The sequence below is a fragment of the Cryobacterium lyxosi genome, from assembly GCF_004403345.1.
Classification (GTDB): domain Bacteria; phylum Actinomycetota; class Actinomycetes; order Actinomycetales; family Microbacteriaceae; genus Cryobacterium; species Cryobacterium lyxosi.
The window spans coordinates 239,293-259,468 of the sequence record NZ_SOGT01000008.1; the positions used below are offsets into that span (position 1 = coordinate 239,293).

Here is a 20,176-nt window from a genome sequence, read left to right on the forward strand (position 1 = left end):
AGATCAGTGTGTCCGCAACCCCGGGCCCGTCTATCTGACGCTTTACCGTGCATCGGTGCGTTCTCGCAGCGCCGCCGTTTTTTCTAGGTCGGCTGCATCGACATCGTGAAGCGAGATTCCTCTCGTTTCTTTCATGGACACCACAGCGACCACCGTCACCGCACAGGCAACCAACAGATAAACGGCAATCGGCACCGATGACCCGGTGCCTCTCAGCAAAGCGGTGGCGATAATCGGGGCGAGCGAACCAGCCACGATCGACGTGACCTGGTACCCGAGTGAAACACCGGAATACCGCATGCGGGTGGGAAACATTTCCGACATGATTGAGGGCTGCCCGGCATACATCAGTGCGTGGAACACGAGGCCGATCGTGACGGCGATCATAATGATCAGTTCATCCGCGGTCTCCATCATGGGGAAGGCAAAGAATCCCCAGGTCGAGCCCAACACCGCGCCGGTCAAGTAGACGGGTTTCCGGCCAACCGCGTCGGAGAGTTTTCCGACCAGCGGAATAAGACAGAACTCAATTGCATGCGCGATGAGCATCAGCAACAAGATCTTGGCCGTGTCCATTTTGACCACCACCACCAGGTACGTGATCGAGAAGGTGACGACGAGGTAATACAGCACGTTTTCTGCAAATCGCAGTCCCATGGCGGTGAAGACACCGCGCGGGTAGCGTCGAAATACTTCAATGGCGCCGTAGCCCGGCGTGGGTACAGCTTCAGCCTTCAGACGTGATTCTTCGAAGATCGGGGCATCCTGAACCTTCGTGCGAATGTAGTACCCGACAATGACGATTACCGCTGAGAGCCAAAATGCGACCCGCCAGCCCCAACTCAGGAACGCTTCCTCGGGCAGGGTTGCAGAAAGCCCGAGGAGAACGACGGTGGCCAGCAAGTTTCCTCCCGGAACGGCTGCCTGCGGCCAGCTGGCCCAGAACCCACGGGATTTGTTAGGACTGTGCTCCGCTACCAGCAATACCGCGCCACCCCATTCGCCGCCAACCGCGAAGCCCTGAGCGAATCGCAAGAACACCAAAAGCGCCGGCGCCCAGTAGCCAACCTGATCAAACGTTGGCAAACATCCCATCAGAAATGACGATGCGCCGACCAAAACAATGGCAACCTGAAGCAATCGCTTGCGTCCAAACTTGTCACCAAAGTGGCCAAAGACGATTCCACCAATGGGACGAGCGAGAAAGCCGACGGCATAGGTCAGAAAGGCCGCAAGGATGCCGTCAAGTTGCGAGCCGGCATTGGGAAAGAACACTTGGCCAAACACCAAAGTCGCCAGCGAGCCATATAAAAAGAATTCATACCATTCAACGATGGTGCCGGCCATTGAGGCCGCCACCACTTTCTTCAATCCTGTCGGTTTTTTCTCTGTGACATTCTGGCTTGTGGGAACTTGCGTGCTCAATTGAATCTCCTTCGGTGTCAGCTCTGACACTGCGCGGAATAGCGCATCCAACTCTATAAATGCGACGACAAAACCATCAATGATTCATTGAAAGTATTGCCGTGCCGTCAACATCACACAACGACGATTCATGCAGAGACTATCTGCATCAATGCACAAGGCTGCTAGCTGAATTTTGCGAGAGATCAAGCAGACGCCACTGACACAACGTCGCCCACCGACAAGTAGTACCGCCATTCCTCCGAAGTCGGTGCCGGCTGTGATCCCGAGCCGCGCAAGGGCAGCCGCTCACGCGCTTAGATTGTTCGGTCACCAGCCATGAGAACCGTGTAACACGGGAGAGCGCTGGGGAGCGCGCACCTGGACTGCCTGATCAGGTATTGAAATAGAGCAGCACAGCTTTGACGCGGCGGTGGCCGTCGTCGGGCGTCAGATCGAGTTTCGTGAAAATGCTTCCGATGTGTTTGGCGACGGCGGCTGTACTGACAACAAGTTGGCTAGCGATGGCTTGGTTTGCTAATCCTTCTGCCATGAGGGTAAGAACATCCCGTTCACGCGGGGTCAGAGATTCGATCGGACTTCCGGTCTTTCTGGCGAGGAGGTGACGCACCATTTCCGGGTCGATGATGGTTCCGCCTGCCGCGACCGTTTCGAGGGCGCGGGAGAAATCGGAAATTCGGCCGATCCGGTCTTTGAGAAGATAGCCGACCGCTCCATCGTTTTCGGAGAGAAGCTGGGCGGCATATGCATCGGCGACGTATTGCGAAAGGACGAGGATCGGCACCGTTCCGTGTGATCGACGGATCTGAAGTGCCGCACGCAGGCCGTCATCCTGGTTGTTCGGTGGCATCCGCACGTCGGTGATCACCAGGTCGGGCAAGCGGTTTTCGTGCGCCGCGAGTGCAACGGCGTCGACGAGTCCTGGCGCATCGGTCGCGGTAGCGATGACGGTGTGTCCCAGTTTCTCAAGCAGACTGGTCAGGCTTTCTCGTAGCAGTGTGGAGTCTTCGGCCAGGATGATACGCATGGGGACCTTGTTCTCGTCAGCCCGCGGCGATCGCGGTCAGGGTGGTAGCCGCGGGCAGGCGCAGTCGGAGCATCGTCGGACCGCCAGGAGGGCTGTCGATGTTCAGTGCTCCGCCGAGCGTTTCCGCGCGCTCTTTCAACCCGCGGATACCCGTTCCCAGCGTCTCGTCAGCACCACCGTGACCATTGTCGGTCACGGTCACGATGAGTTCATGGGCGGTGGTCTGCGCGGCTATGTGAATTATTGTCGCGGAGGAGTGTTTCACCGCATTCGTGATCGCCTCGCTGACCGTGAAGTACGCACATCCTTCTGAGGCGGCGGATGCTCTTTGAACCAGCGTGGCGTCGAGTTCGATGGGCAATCCGGCGCGGCCAGCGAGTTCCTGGAGCGCTGCGGCGAGTCCGTGGTCGGTGAGGACCGCCGGGTGAATGCCGCGAACAGTGGCTCGCAGACTGCGTAAGGCATGCTCGGTATGGTCGTGGGCTACGGCAACGGCTTGGCGGGCCTCTTTGACGTTTGCACCAGATTGCGCGGCGTGCTCGAGGTCGATTTCGGCAAGCCCGAGCCGCACCGACAAGGCCACGAGCTCCTGCTGAACACCGTCGTGCAGGTCACGTTCGATTCTGCGTCGTTCCTGCTCGAACGCTTCCACTAACGAAACCCTGGACCTGGTGAGACGTTCAATGTAACGCTCAAGTTCTGCTTGCCGCGGTGAGAGGAGGAAGCGGCTCAGCGATGCCTGGCCGGCCACCAGTATGGCATTGACGTAAGCAGCAACGGCAAGCGCGACAAGTCCTGCTGCGCAGGCCTTCCAAATGTCTGACGGCATCATCTCGACGCTCACGCCTGCGGAGAGGTTCATTCGGAAAGGGCCGTGCGTAGCCGAGGCCACGATCGCGACAATCGCGGCGAGGCCGACCGCTTCGACGACGAGTAGCGCCAGCCCGAGCCACCCCATCAGGAGCGTAGCGAAGAGTCCTCCGACGTCGCGCCAGGTTGCGGCTTCGGTCATCCGGATGTTCAGCCAGTTGTGGCGCTCATCGGCGCCGACCCGAACATGGGCATTTTCGATTCGGGCGAAGCCCAGTAGTTTCACCCGTCGCCGTTCCAGCGCTCCCACGGCCAGCCCCCACAAGGGGATGAACACAAACGTCATCGCAATCACCGGCAACAAGACCAGCCCGAGCATCCCGCTTGAGAACAGGTAGAGCAAGGTGAGCCACGGCCAGCGGGAAAACCAGAATCGCCACGGTTTGGCTCCGATCGCGCGCCAAACCGTAATGTTCATAGTTTCAGGCTAGAGGCACCGTGCAACACACGATGTTCAGTAGCGCCAGCACTACCGTCATTCCGGGTGCCTGCGTGACTGCGCCGCAAGAGTGCTCACGATGGAATGGGTTTGTGACCATACCGCTGCTTGAAGCCCATAACCTCTACAAAACGTTTCCGCCACTCACGAGAAGAGATCAGCCGGCGCCGGTTCTCCAAGGAATATCTATGGCCGTGATGCCCGGCGAGATGGTGAGCATCGTGGGGCCGAGTGGATCGGGTAAATCCACACTTCTCTACTGCTTATCCGGCCTGGAAAGCCCGACATCGGGAGCCCTGTCTGTGCTGGGTCATGATCTCTCGAAGCAGACACGGTCTCAGGTCGCGACCCTCCGCCGCGACCATATCGGATTCGTGTTCCAATCGTTCAATCTGATCCCGTCTCTCTCGGCCAGGCAGAACGTCTCGCTGCCGGCGCGTTTAGGCAAGCGCGACCCCAACCATCCAGGCGTCGAGCGGGCCTTGTCCGATGTCGGGATGAGCGCCCACGCACGAAAACGGCCAGGTGAACTTTCCGGGGGCCAGCAACAACGGGTCGCGATCGCCCGCGTTCTGGCATCGCAGCCAGACATTGTGTTTGCCGACGAGCCGACCGGATCGCTCGATACCGCAAATGGTGCCGAGGCGCTTCGTTTGCTCCGACAAACCACGACCCCCACCTCGGCGCTGGTGATGGTCACGCACGATCTGGAGGCAGCAGCGTTGGCCGATCGAGTCCTGGTGATGCGCGACGGAACCATCCATCGAAAACTGGTCTCGCCCACCACAGACGCTGTCCTCGACGCAGTGCGGAACGCCCGAACAGTAGGTGAACGATGATGCTGCTCATCTTCTCCGAACTGCGCTCGCAATGGCGGGCGTGGGTCGGTGTGTTCATTCTGGCGGTCGCTGCCGGATTCGTACTCGCCATCGGAGCATCGATTGCCGGTACCGGTGCCGAACTGGGCGGAAAATTTCAGGGCATCCTCGCCGGCGCCGCCGCGACGATCCTGATGTTCAGCGGAGTCAGCGCCCTTGCTGTACTCAGCAGCGTCGCCACGTTGACGGTAACCCTGCAGCAACGGTCTTATGCTCTCTGGCAGCTGATCGGCGCACGACCCGGCACCGTCGGGATCATTGTCCTACTGCAGCTGCTGATCGTATCCCTCGCCGGAGCCGCGCTGGGGGTAGCTGTGGCCAGGCCGGCAGCTGATCCGCTCTTCGCGCTCGGTTTCGGCACCGTACCCGGTCTCGGGGGCGTGCACGTTCATTTCGGGGGCGTCACCGTTCTCGGCAGCGTGCTCGGTGTGTGCGGGATCGTGCTACTCGGCGGGTGGCGGGCTGCACGGCGAGCAGCGTTCACACCACCACTGGAAATTCTTCGCGAAGCCGAGCCGCGGCGCGGGCGCATGCGTTGGTTTCGCTGGATCTTCGTCATAGCGGCTGCGACCGCCGCCTCCGCACTGTCGTCGAGCCTTTTCGGCGCGACGCTCAGTCAAAGTAGCTCACGAATTCCACTGATCACTCCGGTGCTCACCATTTTCATCGTCGCGATCGCTCCGCTGCTGTATCCCGCAGTGTTGATGGCGTGGACAGCGGTGCTGCCGGCCCGGGTCTCGTCGGCATGGTTCCTCGCGCGAAATCAGGCTCGTCACCATCTCGCGTATAGCACGGCCGCCATCACGCCACTTTTGGTAGGCATCAGCCTCTCGGCTGGTCTCTATACAGCGGCCGCCACACTCAACGACGCGTTCCGAATTCAAGGAACCGGAGGAAGCGCGGCTTTGCACGATAACGAGGTCACCCTCCTTCTCGGTGGTCCCCTCGTACTCGCGGCCGTTGCTGCAGCCATCGTGGTCTTCATGAGTAGTCGCACGCGCGGTCAAGAACTTGCACTCCTCCAAGCATCCGGGGCCACCCACCGCACGATTATCTTCACGGCCGCGCTTGAAGCCGTCATCTATGTCATTACCGCTGCGATTCTCGCCCTCGTCATCATCGTCGCTAGCAGCGTCATCCTCGCCGCAGGCCTGTCCACTGCCGTTCCTGGTACCACCGCCACAATCGATGCCCTGCCCGGCCTCATCATTGCGGGCATCGGATGCGCGCTCATCTTGCTCGCCACGCTGGGTCCGACCATTGTCGGTCTGAGAAGAGACGTCATGCGCACCCTCAGCTCCGAATAAAACCCCGGCACTCGTCGCGCCTCAATCGTTCGTATTTGCTCAACCGGACCGGCAATTTCCGTCGTGACCGTCCGCGCAATGATGCCGTCATGAGGGTTCGCGCTCGAGTTAGAGGCGTTGGACCAGCGACGAGGCGAGAAACGCCGAGCCGAAGATCGCCAGCACGGCTCGAGTCGTGTTCGCACGACTCCAACCTGCGTCGAAAGATCGCCACGCGTCAGCGACGTCCCCCTCGGATGGCCTGATCCGGGCCAGCGCGTCGTTCCGCGGCACGTTGAACAATATTGTCGTGGCGAAGGCCGCCACTGTCAGGCCTGCGCCGATGACGCGAACGGGGACCATTTCGGCGCCAGCGTCCTGAAGCAGAGCGGTGACGGCTGCCGCGCGCGCGGCCAGGGCGCCCCCGAAGAAGACGATCATGAAGGGGGGCACGGACGGCTTTTTCGTTGACCCGTTGCATTACGGCCACAGCCTCCGGCGCGGAACGCAGCCGCAGGGCCGGAGACACGATTGTGGTGAACGTGAAATAGACCCCTCCAGTGACACCGGCCCCAACCGCCGCTGCCGCCGTCACGGCGATTCCGAACAGTTCCGTCACGAGTGAGCCGCTGATGCCTCAGCCCACGGGCCCGTTGCGGCAACACGCCGCGAGCTCCGGCTGAAAGCACCAAGCGGCCTCGTTGTACCGGGCCGACAGCAGGACAAGCCGGCGCACTTGGTGAAACGACCATGACTTGGTCGTTCCGACCATGCGTGGCAACATTCGAGATCCTCTTAATACCTCGCGCGACTGGCGGATGGCTCGCGACCGGATCGGATATCCGACGGTCACGACCCATAGCTTCCGCAAGACGGTGGTCACGACTTTGGACCAGTCAGGATTAAGCGCTCGGGAGATTGCCGAATACCTCGGGCACGCGAACTCGTCCCTGACCCAGGACGTCTACATGGCTAAGAACACGGGCGGTATTCGCGCGGCTGAAACGATGAATACCCTGCTCGCCAGTTTAAATCTGCGGGGTTTATGCGGGGTTGGCCCGAAATCGGCGAAAAAATACCCCGGACTTCCGCAGAAGTCCGGGGCGAATTTAGTATGTACTGTGTAGCGGGAGCGGGAATTGAACCCGCGACACCACGATTATGAGCCGTGTGCTCTAACCAACTGAGCTACCCCGCCGCGACTTGTCGGCTGTTCGCTTCCAAGCCTGAGCCCCCTGTGGGAATCGGACCCACTACCTCTTCCTTACCAAGGAAGTGCTCTACCAATGAGCTAAGGGGGCAGAGCAACCAAAAAACAGTTGCAACGCCGCGTTTTTGGCAACCTAGAAACTTTATCACCCCGACAGGGCGCTCTAGACCACTCCCCACGCTACAGGCATACAGCGCCAATGCCGTAGCATTTTAGGATGACTGGCACCGAACTGACTCCTGGCACCGAATGGTGGCGCACCGCCGTCATCTATCAGATCTACCCCCGCTCGTTCGCCGACGCGAACGGTGATGGCATGGGAGACCTCGCCGGCATCAGCGCGCGACTGCCGCAGCTCAAAGACCTCGGCATTGATGCCATTTGGCTGTCACCTTTCTATACCTCGCCGCAACGCGACGCAGGTTACGACGTCTCCGACTACTGCAACGTCGACCCATTGTTCGGCACCCTCGACGACTTCGAAGTGCTGCAGCGCACCGCCCACGACCTCGGAATCCGAGTCATCGTCGACATCGTGCCCAATCACTCCTCGAGTGACCACGGCTGGTTCCAAGCTGCCCTCGCCGCCGGCCCTGGCAGCGAGGAGCGCGCCCGCTACACCTTCCGCGACGGCAAGGGCAAAAACGGCGAGCTACCGCCGAACAATTGGGAGTCCGTCTTCGGCGGCCTCGCCTGGACCCGCACGACCGATCCGGACGGCACCCCCGGCCAGTGGTACCTGCACCTGTTCGACAGCAGTCAGCCCGACTTCGACTGGGACAGCGAGTGGGTGCGCGAGCAGTTCCGTGCGGTGCTGCGCTTCTGGCTCGACCGCGGCGTCGACGGCTTTCGAGTGGATGTTGCGCACGGCATGATCAAGGCTCCCGGCCTCCCCGATTACACGCCTCCCGCCGAGGGCGGCAGCATGGGCGGGGCACCGGCATCCGCTCTCGAACCGGGGATCAGCGCCGAGACGCCGCTGACGGCCCCCTATTGGGCGCAGGACGGCGTGCACGAGATTTATCGCGACTGGCACCAGGTGCTCGCCGCTTACCCCGGCGACCGCGTTCTCGCGGCCGAAGCCTGGGTTGATCCGCTCAGCCAGATGGCCAAGTGGGTACGCCCAGACGAGATGCACCAGGCCTTCAACTTCGCCTACCTGGAGACCCCGTGGAACGCGCCGCAGCTGAAGAGCGTCATCGACGAGTCGCTTGAAGCTTTCGGCAACGTCGGGGCGCCGAGCACCTGGGTGCTCTCCAACCACGACGTCGTGCGCCACGCCTCCCGGCTCGCCCTCACCGGCGATAACCTGCAGGGTCACGGCATCGGCCCCAAGACGGTTGGACTGCCCGACACTGTTCTGGGGCTGCGGCGCGCGCGGGCAGCATCGGCTTTGATGCTGTCGCTGCCCGGCTCGAGCTACCTGTATCAGGGCGAGGAACTCGGCTTGCCCGAGGCCGTCGATCTGCCCGACCATGCGCGCGAAGACCCCACCTGGTTTCGCACCAACGGCGAACGCTATGGGCGAGACGGATGCCGCGTGCCGATTCCGTGGGAAGCCGCCGGCGAGTCGTTCGGCTTCAGCACCGGAGAGAAGAGTTGGCTGCCACAGCCGGCCGAATGGGCCGGGCTCGCTCGCGACCAGCAAAACGGCGTGGCCGGATCCACCCTCGAGCTGTACAAGCTCGCGTTGCGACTGCGCCGGGAGCACTCCCTCGCCTCCGGCACGGTCGAGTGGATCGACGGCTTCGGCCCCGAGGTCGCGGCGTACCGTAATGGCGACGTGATTGTCGTGGCGAATACGGGGTCGGCATCCATTCAGTTGCCCGCTGGCGAGGTTCTGCTGGCGAGCGAAGAGCTCGTCAGTCGCACCCTGCCGGGCGATACGACGGCCTGGTTGCGCACCGTTCAACCATGACCACGTTCGACGATGCACCCGTCGGCAGCGCGGCCGGCGCAGGCAGCGTCGTCTCCCCCGACTCCAGCAGCGTCTCGCCTAGTACCTCTGCGAGCATCGCCGCCATGCGGGAGTTGAAGCTTGAACTGACCCGGTTCATGATGTCGTACAAGTTCGCGACCGACGAGATACTGACCAAGATCAATATTTTGAAGGAGGAATTCAGTGCGATTCACGACTATAGCCCGATCGAGCACGTCAGTTCTCGGCTCAAGTCGCCGGAGGGTATTCTCAAGAAGGCCATCCGCAAGGGGCACCCGCTCGAGCTGACCGGAATCCGCGACAATATCCAGGACATCGCCGGAATTCGCATCACCTGCAGCTTCATCTCCGACACCTACCGCGTTCGCGACATGCTCGCCGGGCAGCGCGACGTGACGGTGCTGCAAGTCAAGGACTATATCCGGGAACCGAAGGCTAACGGGTACCAGAGCCTGCACCTCATCGTCGCGATTCCGGTATTCATGTCCGACCGTGTGCAGCCAGTCACCGTCGAAATTCAGATCCGCACGATCGCGATGGACTTTTGGGCGAGCCTGGAACACAAGATTTACTACAAGTACAACGGCGCCGTGCCAGACACCCTGGTAGAAGACTTGCGGCAGGCAGCGGATGCCGCCAACCGGCTTGATGTGAAGATGGAACTGCTGCACGACCAGGTCGTGGCACTGGAACCCGTTACCGATGACGCCGATCTGTTCAGCTTCGACAGCGTGCCACCGTTTCCGCTGCCGAAGGGCCTGCTCGAGTCCTTCCTGCGCGGGCGTAGCGAGCCGAGCTAAACCGGCTGCGGCGGCGCCGTGAGCTGCCCGCCTACCGCCCATAACTCCTGCAATTTGCGGGCGTTCCGAAAAACTCCCGCGACTTTCCGCGCCTTCCCTGTTCGGACGCAAGAAATTGCAGGAGTTGTGCGCGCGCCAACGGGCGGCACTGACCCGAGGTGCGCTAGTTGGTGTTGGCGTAAAGCCAGGCGAGCGGGTCGATCTTGGTGCCGGTGATTCCGCCCTGACGAATCTCGAAGTGCAGGTGCGGGCCGGTCGACATCCCGGTACTGCCGGTCTTGCCGATGACTTGGCCAACCTTGACCACGTCACCCTCCGCGAAAAGCATCGATCCGTGGATCATGTGCGCGTAGACGCTGGTAACGAGCTCGCCATTGATCATGTGGTCGATCATCATGTGCACGCCGAGGCTGGCTTCACCGTCTTCGGCGTAGCTGACCACACCGTCGGCGATGGCCTGGATCGGTGCGCCGACGCCCGGGTTGAAGTCCTGGCCGCCGTGGTTCACCGAACAGCCGGCGCAATTGCGGTAGCCGATCTGGTCGCCGATATGAACACCAACGGCGAACGGCCACTGAATGGTTCCGTTCGGATTGTTAGTGAAGGTGTCTTCCATGCGGATACCGCTGGCTTCAGCAACCTCGGCGATGGTGCTCGACTTGTAGCCATCACGCACGACGGTAACGGTGTCACCGCCGGCCAGATCCATGCTCTGCATATCGTCAGTTGCCGGGCCACGCTGCGATTCAAGAACGGATGCCTGCACGTCTTGTGACGACAGTAACGCTTCGGCCGGAATCGAGGTGGCGACGGCCATCAGAGCCACGAACGACATCGCGAGAACCGAAGCGCCTTTGGCCGCGCGCTTACGCATGGTGCTGCCGAGCGGTCGTGCACGCGGGGTGCGGCGGGGCAGCGCCCCGGCCGGAACGAAATCGCGTGCGGGGGCAAACGTCTCCCCCGACTTCTGCTCGATGCGATGGCGACGTGGCCGTTCACCGGCGGCGGGAATAACCGTCGGGATCGATTGGGTCACGCCAGGAGCCAGCAACGTCTCGTAGTCGGTGGGTCCGGCGTCGGCGACCGGTCGAGCCGCGACAATGCGGTCAGTCTCGATGACCACAACCGGTTCAAGGTCAGGCTCGGCCAGATCGGCCGTGACTATCAGATCGGCCGCAGGGCTGAGCCGCACGAGGTCATCGGCAGTTTCCGTGAATGGTGCGGTGACCGGGGATTCGAGTTGTGAGAACGCTACCCGCTCGCGTTCGCGACGTTCCCGACGGGTAAGCGCTGCCGGTTCTGCCGGGGGAAATGCGGTGCCGTCACTGTCACCGGACACGGTGGTGTCCATGGGTGGAGTGTGACGTGACAAAGTGCAGCTTTCGGCGTAGCGGACGGGATCTTGTGCTCAGTCTGAATAACGCCAAATGACGGAAAATCAATATAACGAATCAATTAAGGGTAACGCGCAACCCTGAGAATACCAGAGGAAAGCGACCAATCACACCCAAAAGGGGGTAGTGGGCATAGTTTCAGCGGGGTCCGTCGTCAGGCGGGAAGCATTCGAAGAGCGCGGCGAGTACCGGTGAGAACTGATCGTAGAGGGCCGGATCTGCGGCGATGAGCAGGTCGCGGCCCTCGGCATCCGCGTGCAAAGCACCGACCCGAGCGCCGGCTTCCCGCGCGATCAGGGCACCGGCGGCGTGGTCCCAGGGGTTGAGTCCGCGTTCGAAATAGACGTCGAGACGCCCGCAGGCGACCGAGCAGAGGTCGAGTGCGGCCGACCCGATACGACGGATGTCCCGCACCTGGCCGATGAGACCACCCACGACTTTCGCCTGCCACACCCGCCGGGCCGCCTCGTAGCTGAAGCCGGTGCCGGCCAGGGCGAGCGAGAGCGGAACGTCGTGATTCACATGCAGGCGTTGGTCGCCCAGCCAGGCGCCAGAGCCCTTCGACGCGGTGAACACCTCGCGAAGGGCAGGGTTGACGACGGCGCCGGCGAGGGTGTTCCAGCTGGCCGGGTCGGGATCACCCTGCACAACGGCGATACTGACGGCGTAGAACGGAATGCCGTAGAGGTAGTTGACGGTGCCGTCGATGGGGTCGACCACCCAAGTGAGCCCGCTGGTGTGCGCGGATGCGTCGGATTCTTCGCCGTAAAACCCGTCGTTCGGTCGGGCGTCTGCGAGCAGGCCGCGAATGAGCAACTCGACCTCGCGGTCGGCCGCGGTGACGATGTCTTCGGGTGACGACTTCGAAGCTGCAATCTCGACCCCCTCGGTGCGACGCCGATGGGCGAGCGCGCCTGCGGTGAGGGCGACGGTGCGTGCAAGGTCGAGCAGCTCGGTCGGGGCGGGATGCATCATCCCCACACGCTACAGGCAAGGCCTTAACCAGAACAGGCAGGCCCGAGGGCCTGCCTGTTCTGGTGATACTCGTGGCGAGTGCGAGGTTCGAACTCACGAAGGCTACGCCGTCTGATTTACAGTCAGATCCCTTTGGCCGCTTGGGTAACTCGCCAGGCGCTCCCGACCAGGTGTAATCACTTGACCGGAGACGCGGGGTTAACAATACAAGACGAAACGCCTCACCGAGAAATCAACGGGCGTCGAAATCGTGATGAGGCGTTTCCGGCACCCGGTGGGCGGCACTCCCCGGTTGGCCGGCGGGGTGCGCATCTTGGTCGACATGTCGCCGCCGATGCCGGTGAGGCCGCGATGTCGGCGGTATCCGCCGCTTACCCATTGCCGCTGTCCGAGACCTCAAAGGAGTGTTCGCGTGCGGTGTCTAACCGCGCACTTTTTGCACTCTCGCGGGTCGGATACCATGGGGGAATGGCAGATTCAACGTTCGACATCGTCAGCAAGGTCGACCCGATGGAGGTCGACAACGCCCTCAACCAGGCGCACAAAGAAGTCGCGCAGCGCTACGACTTCAAGAACGTAGGAGCTTCGATCGCGATGAGCGGTGACAAGGTACTCATGAAGGCGAACACCGAGGAGCGCGTCAAGGCGATCCTCGAAGTGTTCGAGGCCAAGCTGATCAAGCGCGGCATCTCACTGCGCAGCCTCGACGCTGGCGAGCCGTTCGCCTCCGGCAAGGAATATCGCATTGAGACGAGCATGAAGGCTGGCATCGACCAGGAGAACGCGAAGAAGATCGGCAAGATCATTCGCGACGAGGGCCCCAAGGGCGTCAAGAGCCAAATTCAGGGTGACGAACTGCGGGTCAGCTCGAAGAGTCGCGATGATTTGCAGGCCGTGATGGCGCTGCTCAAGGGTAAAGACCTCGACGTGGCCCTGCAGTTCACAAACTTTCGCTAGCGAACCTCTCCGGCAAGGGAACTCCCTCGTCCTCTGTCCGCCAGGCCCACCTTGTGAACCGGGGCCCAGTTTATAAACTGGGCCTGCGGACGGGGCCCGGGCCCCGTTCGCAGAGGCGCGCACTCGGAGTGCTACTCGGCGCGCGACACCGCCACCATTTCATCGCGGTCCACAACCTTGATGCGAGTGCGGCCCACAGCCTCACCAAGCCCGAGTTCGTGCTGGTCGAGATTGTGCCAACCGTCTAGACCGGTGTATTTCACGCCGCGCGCATCGAGCAAGTCCACGATGCTCTCCTCCGACGGCGACTCGGGGCGCCACCAGTTCCCGAGGTCATTGATCAGGTGACGAATCGTTTCCATCGCGTCGCTCTTGGTGTGGCCGATCAGACCGACCGGCCCGCGCTTGATCCAGCCGGTCGCGTAGACGCCGTACATCTGCTGGTTGAACAGCCCGCCGGTACCGGCCGACGGGTCACGGCGCAGCACCTGGCCCTCGCGGTTGGGAATGATGCCGCGCTTCTTGTCAAACGGCACGCCCGGCAATTCCGACCCGAAGTAGCCGACGGCTCGGTAGACGGCCTGCACCGGAATCTCGCGAATTTCGCCGGTGCCGACGACGCCGCCAGCGCCATCCGTTACGGTGCGTTCCCATCGAAACGCACCGACCCGGCCTGTACCGTCGTCGACCAACTCGACCGGCTTGGCGAAGAAGTGCATGTGCAGACGACGGCTGGCGGCGCCGGTCTCGCGGGCACGCCACTGGTTCAGCGTCTTATCGATCACGAAGACCTGTTTGTTGCTCGCGACGGCGGACTGGGCGGCCTCGTCGTACTCAAAGTCCTCGTCGTAGACGATCATGTCCACATCATTCAGCTCGCCCACCTCACGCAGTTCCAGCGGCGTGAATTTAACGGATGTCGGCCCACGCCGCCCGAATACGTGCACGTCGGTCACCGGTGACCCTTTCAACCCGTCGTATACGTTTCCGGGGATCTCCGTCGGAAGCAGGTCGTCGGCGTGCTTGATGAGCATGCGCGACACGTCGAGGGCCACGTTACCGTTGCCGATCACGGCGATCTCGCGTGCGTGAAGCGGCCAGGTGCGCGGTACGTCGGGATGGCCATCGAACCAGCTCACGAAGTCGGCGGCGCCGTATGAACCGATCAGGGACGCGCCTGGAATATTGAGGTCGGCATCCTGCACGGCGCCGGTCGCGAAGATGACCGCGTTGTAGTGTTTCTTGAGGTCGTCGAGGGTGACGTCCACTCCGAACCGCACGTTGCCGAACACGCGAATATCACCACTGTCGAGCACGCCCCGCAGAGCGGTGATGATGCCCTTGATGCGGGGGTGGTCGGGGGCGACGCCGTAGCGCACGAGGCCATACGGCGCCGGCAGGTGGTCGAACAGGTCGATCGAGACCTCGAAGTTGCGCTCGGCTTTGAGCAGAATATCGGCGGCATAGATGCCCGCCGGTCCTGCACCGACGATGGCCAGTCTCAATTTGGTCACTGAAGATTCCTTACTGCGCGGGCCGGCCGGGCCCAAGCCCACGCCCGCTCTTGAATGGATCTAGCTGGAGCGCTCGACGATGGACTCGGCGAATCGGGTGAGGGCTTTCTTGACCGAACCATTCGGCAGCGGAGCGAGGGCGGCAACGGCGTCACGGGCCCAGCCGTGTGCCTCGGCCAGGGTTTCGGCCGTGACGGCGTGCTCGCGCAGCGCGGTGATTGCCGCGTCCGCTTCCGCGCCCTGTTGCGCACCGGCCGTCATCACGTCACGTTCCAGCCGCTCCAGCAGATCAGCGGATGCCCCATCGCTCGCGGCACGTTCGCGCAATCGAAGCACCGGAAGCGTGACCACACCGGCCCGCAAGTCCGTTCCCGGCACTTTGCCCGTCTCCTGCGGCTGCGGTGACAAATCGAGCACATCGTCGATGAGCTGAAAGGCAACGCCGATCTTCTCACCGAAGTCCACGACCGGCTGCTCGTACTCGGCCGGGGCGTTGGAGAACACCACACCGCCCTGGGCGGCCGCGGCGATGAGCGAACCGGTCTTTCCCGCGAGTACCTGAATATAGTGCGCGACCGGGTCTTCCCCAGCGCGCGGGCCCACGGTCTCCTGAAACTGACCGAGCACAAGGCGCTCGAACGTGGTCGCCTGCAGTTTGATGGCGCGTTCACCGAGCCGGGCCATCAGCTGGCTGGCACGGGCGAACAGCAGGTCACCCGTGAGAATGGCAATGGAGTTGCCCCAGACAGTTTGCGCGCTCGGCACGCCGCGGCGCTTATCCGCGTCGTCCATGACATCGTCGTGATAGAGCGAGGCCAGATGGGTCAGTTCGATGGCTGTGGCTGCGGTGACAACGTCGGGCACAACGCCCCCGCCCAGGTGCGCGGTGAGCAGCGCGAGCATGGGACGCACGCGTTTTCCACCGGCATTGAGCAGGTAACGGCTGGTGACGGTAGCGATTTCGTTGGCGTAGACGAGCTCATCAATGAGCGCCGCTTCGACCTTTTCGATGCCGGCATCGATATTCGCCGCCAAGCCGCGGTCGGCGGAAGTCGAGAAAATACGTTCGCCGAGGCCCGCCTGGCTGGTCACCGACGCGGTGCGTCGAATCACGGGGACTCTGGATTTCACGTAAGACAGCCTATCGATTTGGTCAGGGCTTGGTTCCGCGGTGCAGGGCCACGATGCCGAGGGTGAGGTTGCGGTAGGCGACGGCAGAGTATCCGGCTGAGCGCAGCCATCCGCTGAGCACCCGCTGGGTCGGCCACGCCGCGATGGACTCGCCGAGGTAGTCGTAGGCTTCGGCGTTGGAGGACGCGAGGCGCACGACGCGCGGCATGACGTGATTGAGATAGGCAAAGTAGCTCTGGCGAACCAGCGTCAATGGTGGAGTCGAGAACTCGCAGATGACGACGCGCCCGCCGGGCTTGGTCACGCGGTAAAACTCGGCCAGGGCTTTCTTCGGCTCGACCACGTTGCGTAGTCCGAACGAGATGGTGACGGCGTCGAACTCGTTGTCCTGGAAGGGAAGGGCGGTCGCATCAGCCTGCACGAAGTCGATGTGTTCATTGTGGGCGTGGCGAGCCCGACCGACCTCGATCATCCCGGCCGAGAAGTCGGCGGCGACGACGTGGGCTCCGCTGTGGGCGAGAGCCGCGCTCGAGGTGCCCGTACCGGCCGCGATGTCGAGGATGCGTTCGCCCGGTTGCGGGTTGACTGCCTTGGTGGTGGCCATGCGCCAGAGCGACGCGTTGCCGACCGACAGCAGCGTGTTCGTGCGGTCATAGTGGGCGGCGACCTCGTCGAACATGGCAGCCACCTGCGCCGGCCGTTTGTTCAGGTCTGCTCTATTCACCCCATCATTCTAGGATGCATAGGCCCGCCGAAACTGCACGGTTGCCGGGGCATACGCGTGCGGGCGTAGGCTACAGAAGTGAATGTGCGGGCCTTGACGGTCGAAACCTCCCCGATGGCCGATATCCGCCAACTGATCCTGCTACTCGATCGCCGTACGCCCCTACTCTGGATGCGTCGCAACCAGGGCCTGGCCGGCATCGGCTGCGCGCTGCGACTCGAGTTTTCCGGCCCGACCCGCATGACGGATGCCGCGGCCGCCTGGAAACAGGTCGTCGCCTTGGCCACCGTGACAGACCCCCTTGCCCGCGCCGGGAGCGGGCTGCTCGCCTTCGGTGCTTTTGCCTTCGATGAGACATCTGCCGAGACCAGCGTGCTCATCGTTCCCGAGATCATCGTCGGCCGCCAAGACGGCCACTGCTGGGTGACGCGCATCTGGGAGACCGGGCAGAGCGCTCCCGAAAACCCGCTGACGCTGCATCCACTCGGCGACGAGTACCGCATCGCCCTGCTGCCCGGCACGCTGCCCCCCGAGGATTTTCGCACAGCCGTCAGCTCGGGCGTCTCGCGGATTCAAAGTCAACGGGTCAATAAGGTCGTGCTCGCTCGCGACCTGGTCGGGCGGGTGCCGGCCGAGTCCGACCTGCGCCGCGCCATCACCAAACTCGCGCTGGGTTACCCGGACTGCTGGACCTACGCCGTCGACGGCCTCATCGGGTCGAGCCCCGAAACTCTTATTCGCGCCGACCACGGTTCGGTCAACGCCCGCGTGTTGGCCGGCACGATCTCCCGGGGAGCGGATGCCGAGGAAGATCGCGAGGCGGCCCTCACCCTGGCGACCTCCTCGAAAGACGGTGACGAGCACGAATTTGCCGTGCAGAGCGTGCTCAAGTCGCTTCGCCCGCACACCTCGGCGCTCGCCACGAGCGAGATTCCGTTCACGCTGAAACTTCCCAATCTCTGGCACCTCGCGACCGATCTGGAAGGTACCTTGAGCGACGGGTCGACGTCTCTCGATTTGATCGCAGCGTTGCACCCGACTGCTGCAGTCGCCGGAACCCCGACCGACGAGGCTCTGGCCCTGATTCGCGAACTTGAACCGTTCGACCGTGGCCGCTACGCCGGACCGGTCGGCTGGGTGGGCGCCGACGGCGACGGCGAGTGGGCGATTGCGCTGCGCTGCGCGCAGGTAGTACCCGCCGGCGGCATCACCGCGTACGCCGGCTGCGGCATCGTGCTGGACTCCGACCCCGACCGGGAGCTCGCCGAGACCAAAATGAAGTTCCGTCCCATCGTCGAAGCCTTCGGTTGATTCGAGCCGCTAACGAACTAGCGGAACCTCGAGGATGCTGGGGCGGGTAGGGGCGCCGGTGAGGGCGCGCTCCAACTCGCTTCTCGTGGCAGCAATTTCATAGTCCCAGCCGTAGGCGGCGGCGAGCGCCTTCAGATCGACGCTGCGCGGGGTGTAGAGCACCCGCTCCATCGCGGCGGCCGAAGCCGTCGCGGCGACCTCCAGGCCGTCGAAGATGCTGCCACCACCGTCAACGCCGACGATGACCTGCAGCCGGGGTTCTGGTTCGCCCGGGGCGAGCAGCAGCGAACCGACATCGTGAAGAAAGGTGAGGTCGCCCATCAGAACCCGGGTCACGCCGACCGAACGCGGCTCGGGCTCGGCCTGGCTGGCCAGCGCCACCCCGAGCGCGGTGGAAATCGTGCCGTCGATACCGGCCAGTCCACGGTTGGACAGCACGGTGATCTTCTTGCCGGGGACGCGCTTATCGGCCTCCCGGATCAGCCGGGACGCGCCGAGCACGAGCCGGTCGTGCGGCCACGATGCACGCCAGACCGCGTCGACGAGCAGCGTCCTCGTCAGCGGGGCTCGCAAAATTGCCAATTCAGCGCGGGTTATGCCGCGCTTATCGATCGGTGCCCGGCCTTCATCAGCCGCGGCCTCTGCAAGAGCCCTGCTGGACATGACCCAGCGGCCGAGCCATTCCCGTGCCGCGGGCGTCTGGGCCGCCAGCACACACTCAGCGTCCGCGCCGATCGAACGGGTGAAAGCGCGTGCAGCATGGGCCGGGTTGTACCATTCGAGTCCGGTCGTTGCGGCAATGATGGTCTCGACACCGTCACGGGCGATGAGAGCCGGAATCTCCCGACTGAGGGTGGGATGGCCGAATACGACCACCCGTTCCACCAGGCCGCCGAGATCGGCGGCAGCGAGTAGTTCCCGGTAGTGCACGATCAAATTCCGGCCGAACCGAGCGCCGCTCGATACTTCGGCCAGCAACGGCCAGCCACCGGCGTGGGCCAGCTCTTCGGCCTCAGGTCCGGCACCATCGCCGGCCACGACGACCGTGCGTAGTCCCGGCGCGAGGAGCATGGCCGGCCCATCACTTGATGTAAACGGGGTTACGCGGATAGAGCGTGCCATCAGGGTAGGGCGGGCAGGCCGCGCAGCCGACAGCGGCTCGCGAAAGGCCAGGTTGAGTTGTGCCGGGCCGGGAGCTGCGGTCGAACCGCCGGTCGCAGCATCCATTGCCTGCCGTGCCAGCGCCACGGCAATGCCCTCCTCATCGGGCTCACCGACCGGCGCCGGAACATCGAGGCACAGCCGGGTGGCGACCCCAAACAGGCCTGACTGTACTGTGGTCTGGTTCGAGCGGATGCCACGCAGCTCGGCCGGGCGGTCGGCCGTCAGTAAAATCATGGGCACCCCGGCATGGTGCGCCTCGAGCACGGCCGGGTGCAGGTTGGCGACCGCCGTGCCCGACGTCACCACAACGAGCGCTGGCAGGCCGGTTTCGAGGGCAAGGCCCACGCTGAGAAAGCCCGCGCTGCGCTCGTCGGTGCGCACGTGTAAGCGGATGCTCCCGGCCTGTTCCAGCGCCGCCGCGGCCAAGGCGAGCGCCTGCGAGCGCGCTCCGGGACAGAGCACCAGATCACGAACCCCCAGCCGAACGAATTCGTCCAGAAGCGCGAAGCTGAAATCGGTCGCCGGGCTGCTCTTGAGGCTTTCAGGCATCCCGCCAGCCAGGCTGCTCGCCTTCACCCGGTTCGTTCTTCTTTTTCTTCTTCGTCGTTTCCCCGGGAGTTGGGTCGTTCTTGTCGAGGTCCGCGAGGTCCTGCTCCATACGGCGAATGCGTTCCTGCTGGTCTTTCTCGTTGAAGGGACGGTTTTGGCCGGTGTCGGATTTCGCGTTGCCGCCGTTGAGACCGGCGCCGTCAGGACCATCGCTGTTCAGTCCGCGCAGAAACTCTAGGTCGTCATCGGGCGCCACCGAACGAAAGGACCGGGTCACAGGAGTAGAGCGTCCGTGGCCGACGAGGAGCCACAGCAATGGGCCGATCAGCGGCACGAGAACAATGACGAAGATCCAGACCCAGCGCGGCAATCCGCGAATGCGTTTGCGGTCGAACATTGCACAGTCCACAAGGGTATAGACGGTGAGGATGACGAGGGCCAGTCCTAGTCCGATCAAGAGCTTGGGCATACCTAGATTGTAAGCCGCTTGACCGTGAGAGACATGTGCGCCTACTCAGCCGCGGCATTCTAAGCTTGATCTATGAAATTCCTGCCCCCTTGGCTGCACTACTCCATATTGCGC

The 20,176-nt window shown here is 63.1% G+C and carries 18 protein-coding genes and 3 tRNA genes; 7 read left to right on the plus strand and 14 right to left on the minus strand.

All coding sequences use genetic code 11. From position 1 onward, the window contains the following. Window positions 1-42 precede the first annotated feature (42 nt). The 3 genes from E3T27_RS07340 to E3T27_RS07350 form a co-directional block, all read right to left on the minus strand. On the minus strand, window positions 43-1,425 hold the full coding sequence (locus E3T27_RS07340; protein WP_277612396.1) for an MFS transporter: 1,383 nt from the start codon (window positions 1,423-1,425) through the stop codon (window positions 43-45). Between the two features lie 373 nt (window positions 1,426-1,798). Then, on the minus strand, window positions 1,799-2,452 hold the full coding sequence (locus E3T27_RS07345; RefSeq protein WP_104196879.1) for a response regulator transcription factor: 654 nt from the start codon (window positions 2,450-2,452) through the stop codon (window positions 1,799-1,801). 16 nt (window positions 2,453-2,468) lie between these two features. Further along, window positions 2,469-3,740 (minus strand): sensor histidine kinase, encoded by a 1,272-nt coding sequence (locus tag E3T27_RS07350; RefSeq protein WP_134572092.1) that lies wholly within the window; start codon window positions 3,738-3,740, stop codon window positions 2,469-2,471. A gap of 32 nt (window positions 3,741-3,772) precedes the next feature. On the opposite strand from E3T27_RS07350, the gene E3T27_RS07355 reads away from it, so the two are divergent. After that, complete coding sequence (locus tag E3T27_RS07355; protein WP_134572178.1) at window positions 3,773-4,600, plus strand: ABC transporter ATP-binding protein; 828 nt, start codon at window positions 3,773-3,775, stop codon at window positions 4,598-4,600. Beyond that, the gene (locus E3T27_RS07360; protein ID WP_134572093.1) at window positions 4,597-5,946 is read left to right on the plus strand and encodes an FtsX-like permease family protein; all 1,350 of its coding nucleotides are present in this window, start codon (window positions 4,597-4,599) and stop codon (window positions 5,944-5,946) included. The genes E3T27_RS07355 and E3T27_RS07360 overlap by 4 nt, the downstream gene beginning before the upstream one ends. A gap of 108 nt (window positions 5,947-6,054) precedes the next feature. Here the strand turns inward: E3T27_RS07360 and E3T27_RS07365 are convergent, their stop codons facing one another. Continuing rightward, window positions 6,055-6,378: an anthrone oxygenase family protein gene (locus E3T27_RS07365; RefSeq protein ID WP_134572094.1), complete on the minus strand. Its 324-nt coding sequence runs from the start codon at window positions 6,376-6,378 to the stop codon at window positions 6,055-6,057. Window positions 6,379-6,680: 302 nt separating this feature from the next. On the opposite strand from E3T27_RS07365, the gene E3T27_RS07370 reads away from it, so the two are divergent. Then, complete coding sequence (locus tag E3T27_RS07370) at window positions 6,681-7,052, plus strand: tyrosine-type recombinase/integrase (RefSeq protein ID WP_241992164.1); 372 nt, start codon at window positions 6,681-6,683, stop codon at window positions 7,050-7,052. On the opposite strand, the gene E3T27_RS07375 is transcribed toward E3T27_RS07370, so the two are convergent. After that, window positions 7,050-7,123, minus strand: a tRNA-Met gene (locus E3T27_RS07375). The two genes, E3T27_RS07370 and E3T27_RS07375, sit on opposite strands and share 3 nt — an antisense overlap. 31 nt (window positions 7,124-7,154) lie before the next feature. After that, a tRNA-Thr gene (locus E3T27_RS07380) sits at window positions 7,155-7,226 on the minus strand. 126 nt (window positions 7,227-7,352) lie between these two features. On the opposite strand from E3T27_RS07380, the gene E3T27_RS07385 reads away from it, so the two are divergent. Together E3T27_RS07385 and E3T27_RS07390 are read left to right on the plus strand one after the other, a co-directional pair. Next, the gene (locus E3T27_RS07385) at window positions 7,353-9,053 is read left to right on the plus strand and encodes a glycoside hydrolase family 13 protein (RefSeq protein ID WP_104196884.1); all 1,701 of its coding nucleotides are present in this window, start codon (window positions 7,353-7,355) and stop codon (window positions 9,051-9,053) included. Further along, window positions 9,050-9,874 (plus strand): GTP pyrophosphokinase, encoded by an 825-nt coding sequence (locus E3T27_RS07390; protein WP_198416498.1) that lies wholly within the window; start codon window positions 9,050-9,052, stop codon window positions 9,872-9,874. The genes E3T27_RS07385 and E3T27_RS07390 overlap by 4 nt, the downstream gene beginning before the upstream one ends. A 163-nt stretch (window positions 9,875-10,037) precedes the next feature. Here E3T27_RS07390 and E3T27_RS17170 read toward each other — a convergent pair whose 3' ends face one another. The 3 genes from E3T27_RS17170 to E3T27_RS07405 form a co-directional block, all read right to left on the minus strand. Then, a complete protein-coding gene (locus E3T27_RS17170; protein ID WP_134572095.1) occupies window positions 10,038-11,225 on the minus strand; it encodes a M23 family metallopeptidase in 1,188 nt (395 codons plus the stop codon). Between the two features lie 181 nt (window positions 11,226-11,406). Further along, window positions 11,407-12,243 carry an inositol monophosphatase family protein gene (locus E3T27_RS07400; protein WP_241992165.1) on the minus strand — a complete coding sequence of 279 codons (837 nt, stop codon included), beginning with the start codon at window positions 12,241-12,243 and terminating at the stop codon, window positions 11,407-11,409. Between the two features lie 72 nt (window positions 12,244-12,315). After that, window positions 12,316-12,397 (minus strand) — tRNA-Tyr (locus E3T27_RS07405). A gap of 314 nt (window positions 12,398-12,711) precedes the next feature. On the opposite strand from E3T27_RS07405, the gene E3T27_RS07410 reads away from it, so the two are divergent. Further along, on the plus strand, window positions 12,712-13,200 hold the full coding sequence (locus tag E3T27_RS07410; protein ID WP_104126358.1) for a YajQ family cyclic di-GMP-binding protein: 489 nt from the start codon (window positions 12,712-12,714) through the stop codon (window positions 13,198-13,200). Between the two features lie 131 nt (window positions 13,201-13,331). Here the strand turns inward: E3T27_RS07410 and E3T27_RS07415 are convergent, their stop codons facing one another. The 3 genes from E3T27_RS07415 to E3T27_RS07425 are packed head-to-tail and all read right to left on the minus strand — an operon-like array spanning window position 13,332 to window position 16,569. Continuing rightward, window positions 13,332-14,714, minus strand: coding sequence for an FAD-dependent oxidoreductase (locus tag E3T27_RS07415; protein WP_104196887.1), 1,383 nt, complete (start codon window positions 14,712-14,714; stop codon window positions 13,332-13,334). A gap of 60 nt (window positions 14,715-14,774) precedes the next feature. Then, on the minus strand, window positions 14,775-15,845 hold the full coding sequence (locus E3T27_RS07420) for a polyprenyl synthetase family protein (RefSeq protein WP_104196888.1): 1,071 nt from the start codon (window positions 15,843-15,845) through the stop codon (window positions 14,775-14,777). 22 nt (window positions 15,846-15,867) lie between these two features. After that, window positions 15,868-16,569: a demethylmenaquinone methyltransferase gene (locus E3T27_RS07425; protein WP_104196889.1), complete on the minus strand. Its 702-nt coding sequence runs from the start codon at window positions 16,567-16,569 to the stop codon at window positions 15,868-15,870. A gap of 114 nt (window positions 16,570-16,683) precedes the next feature. Here E3T27_RS07425 and E3T27_RS07430 point away from each other — a divergent pair, with 114 nt between their 5' ends. Beyond that, entirely contained in the window at window positions 16,684-17,880 is a 1,197-nt protein-coding gene (locus tag E3T27_RS07430) for an isochorismate synthase (protein ID WP_134572181.1), read from the plus strand. Window positions 17,881-17,889: 9 nt separating this feature from the next. Here the strand turns inward: E3T27_RS07430 and menD are convergent, their stop codons facing one another. Both menD and E3T27_RS07440 read right to left on the minus strand, forming a co-directional pair. Further along, complete coding sequence (gene menD / locus E3T27_RS07435) at window positions 17,890-19,593, minus strand: 2-succinyl-5-enolpyruvyl-6-hydroxy-3-cyclohexene-1-carboxylic-acid synthase (protein WP_134572096.1); 1,704 nt, start codon at window positions 19,591-19,593, stop codon at window positions 17,890-17,892. Next, window positions 19,586-20,062, minus strand: coding sequence for a PLD nuclease N-terminal domain-containing protein (locus E3T27_RS07440; protein WP_134572097.1), 477 nt, complete (start codon window positions 20,060-20,062; stop codon window positions 19,586-19,588). Before E3T27_RS07440 ends, menD begins: the two co-directional genes overlap by 8 nt. Window positions 20,063-20,176 lie beyond the last annotated feature (114 nt).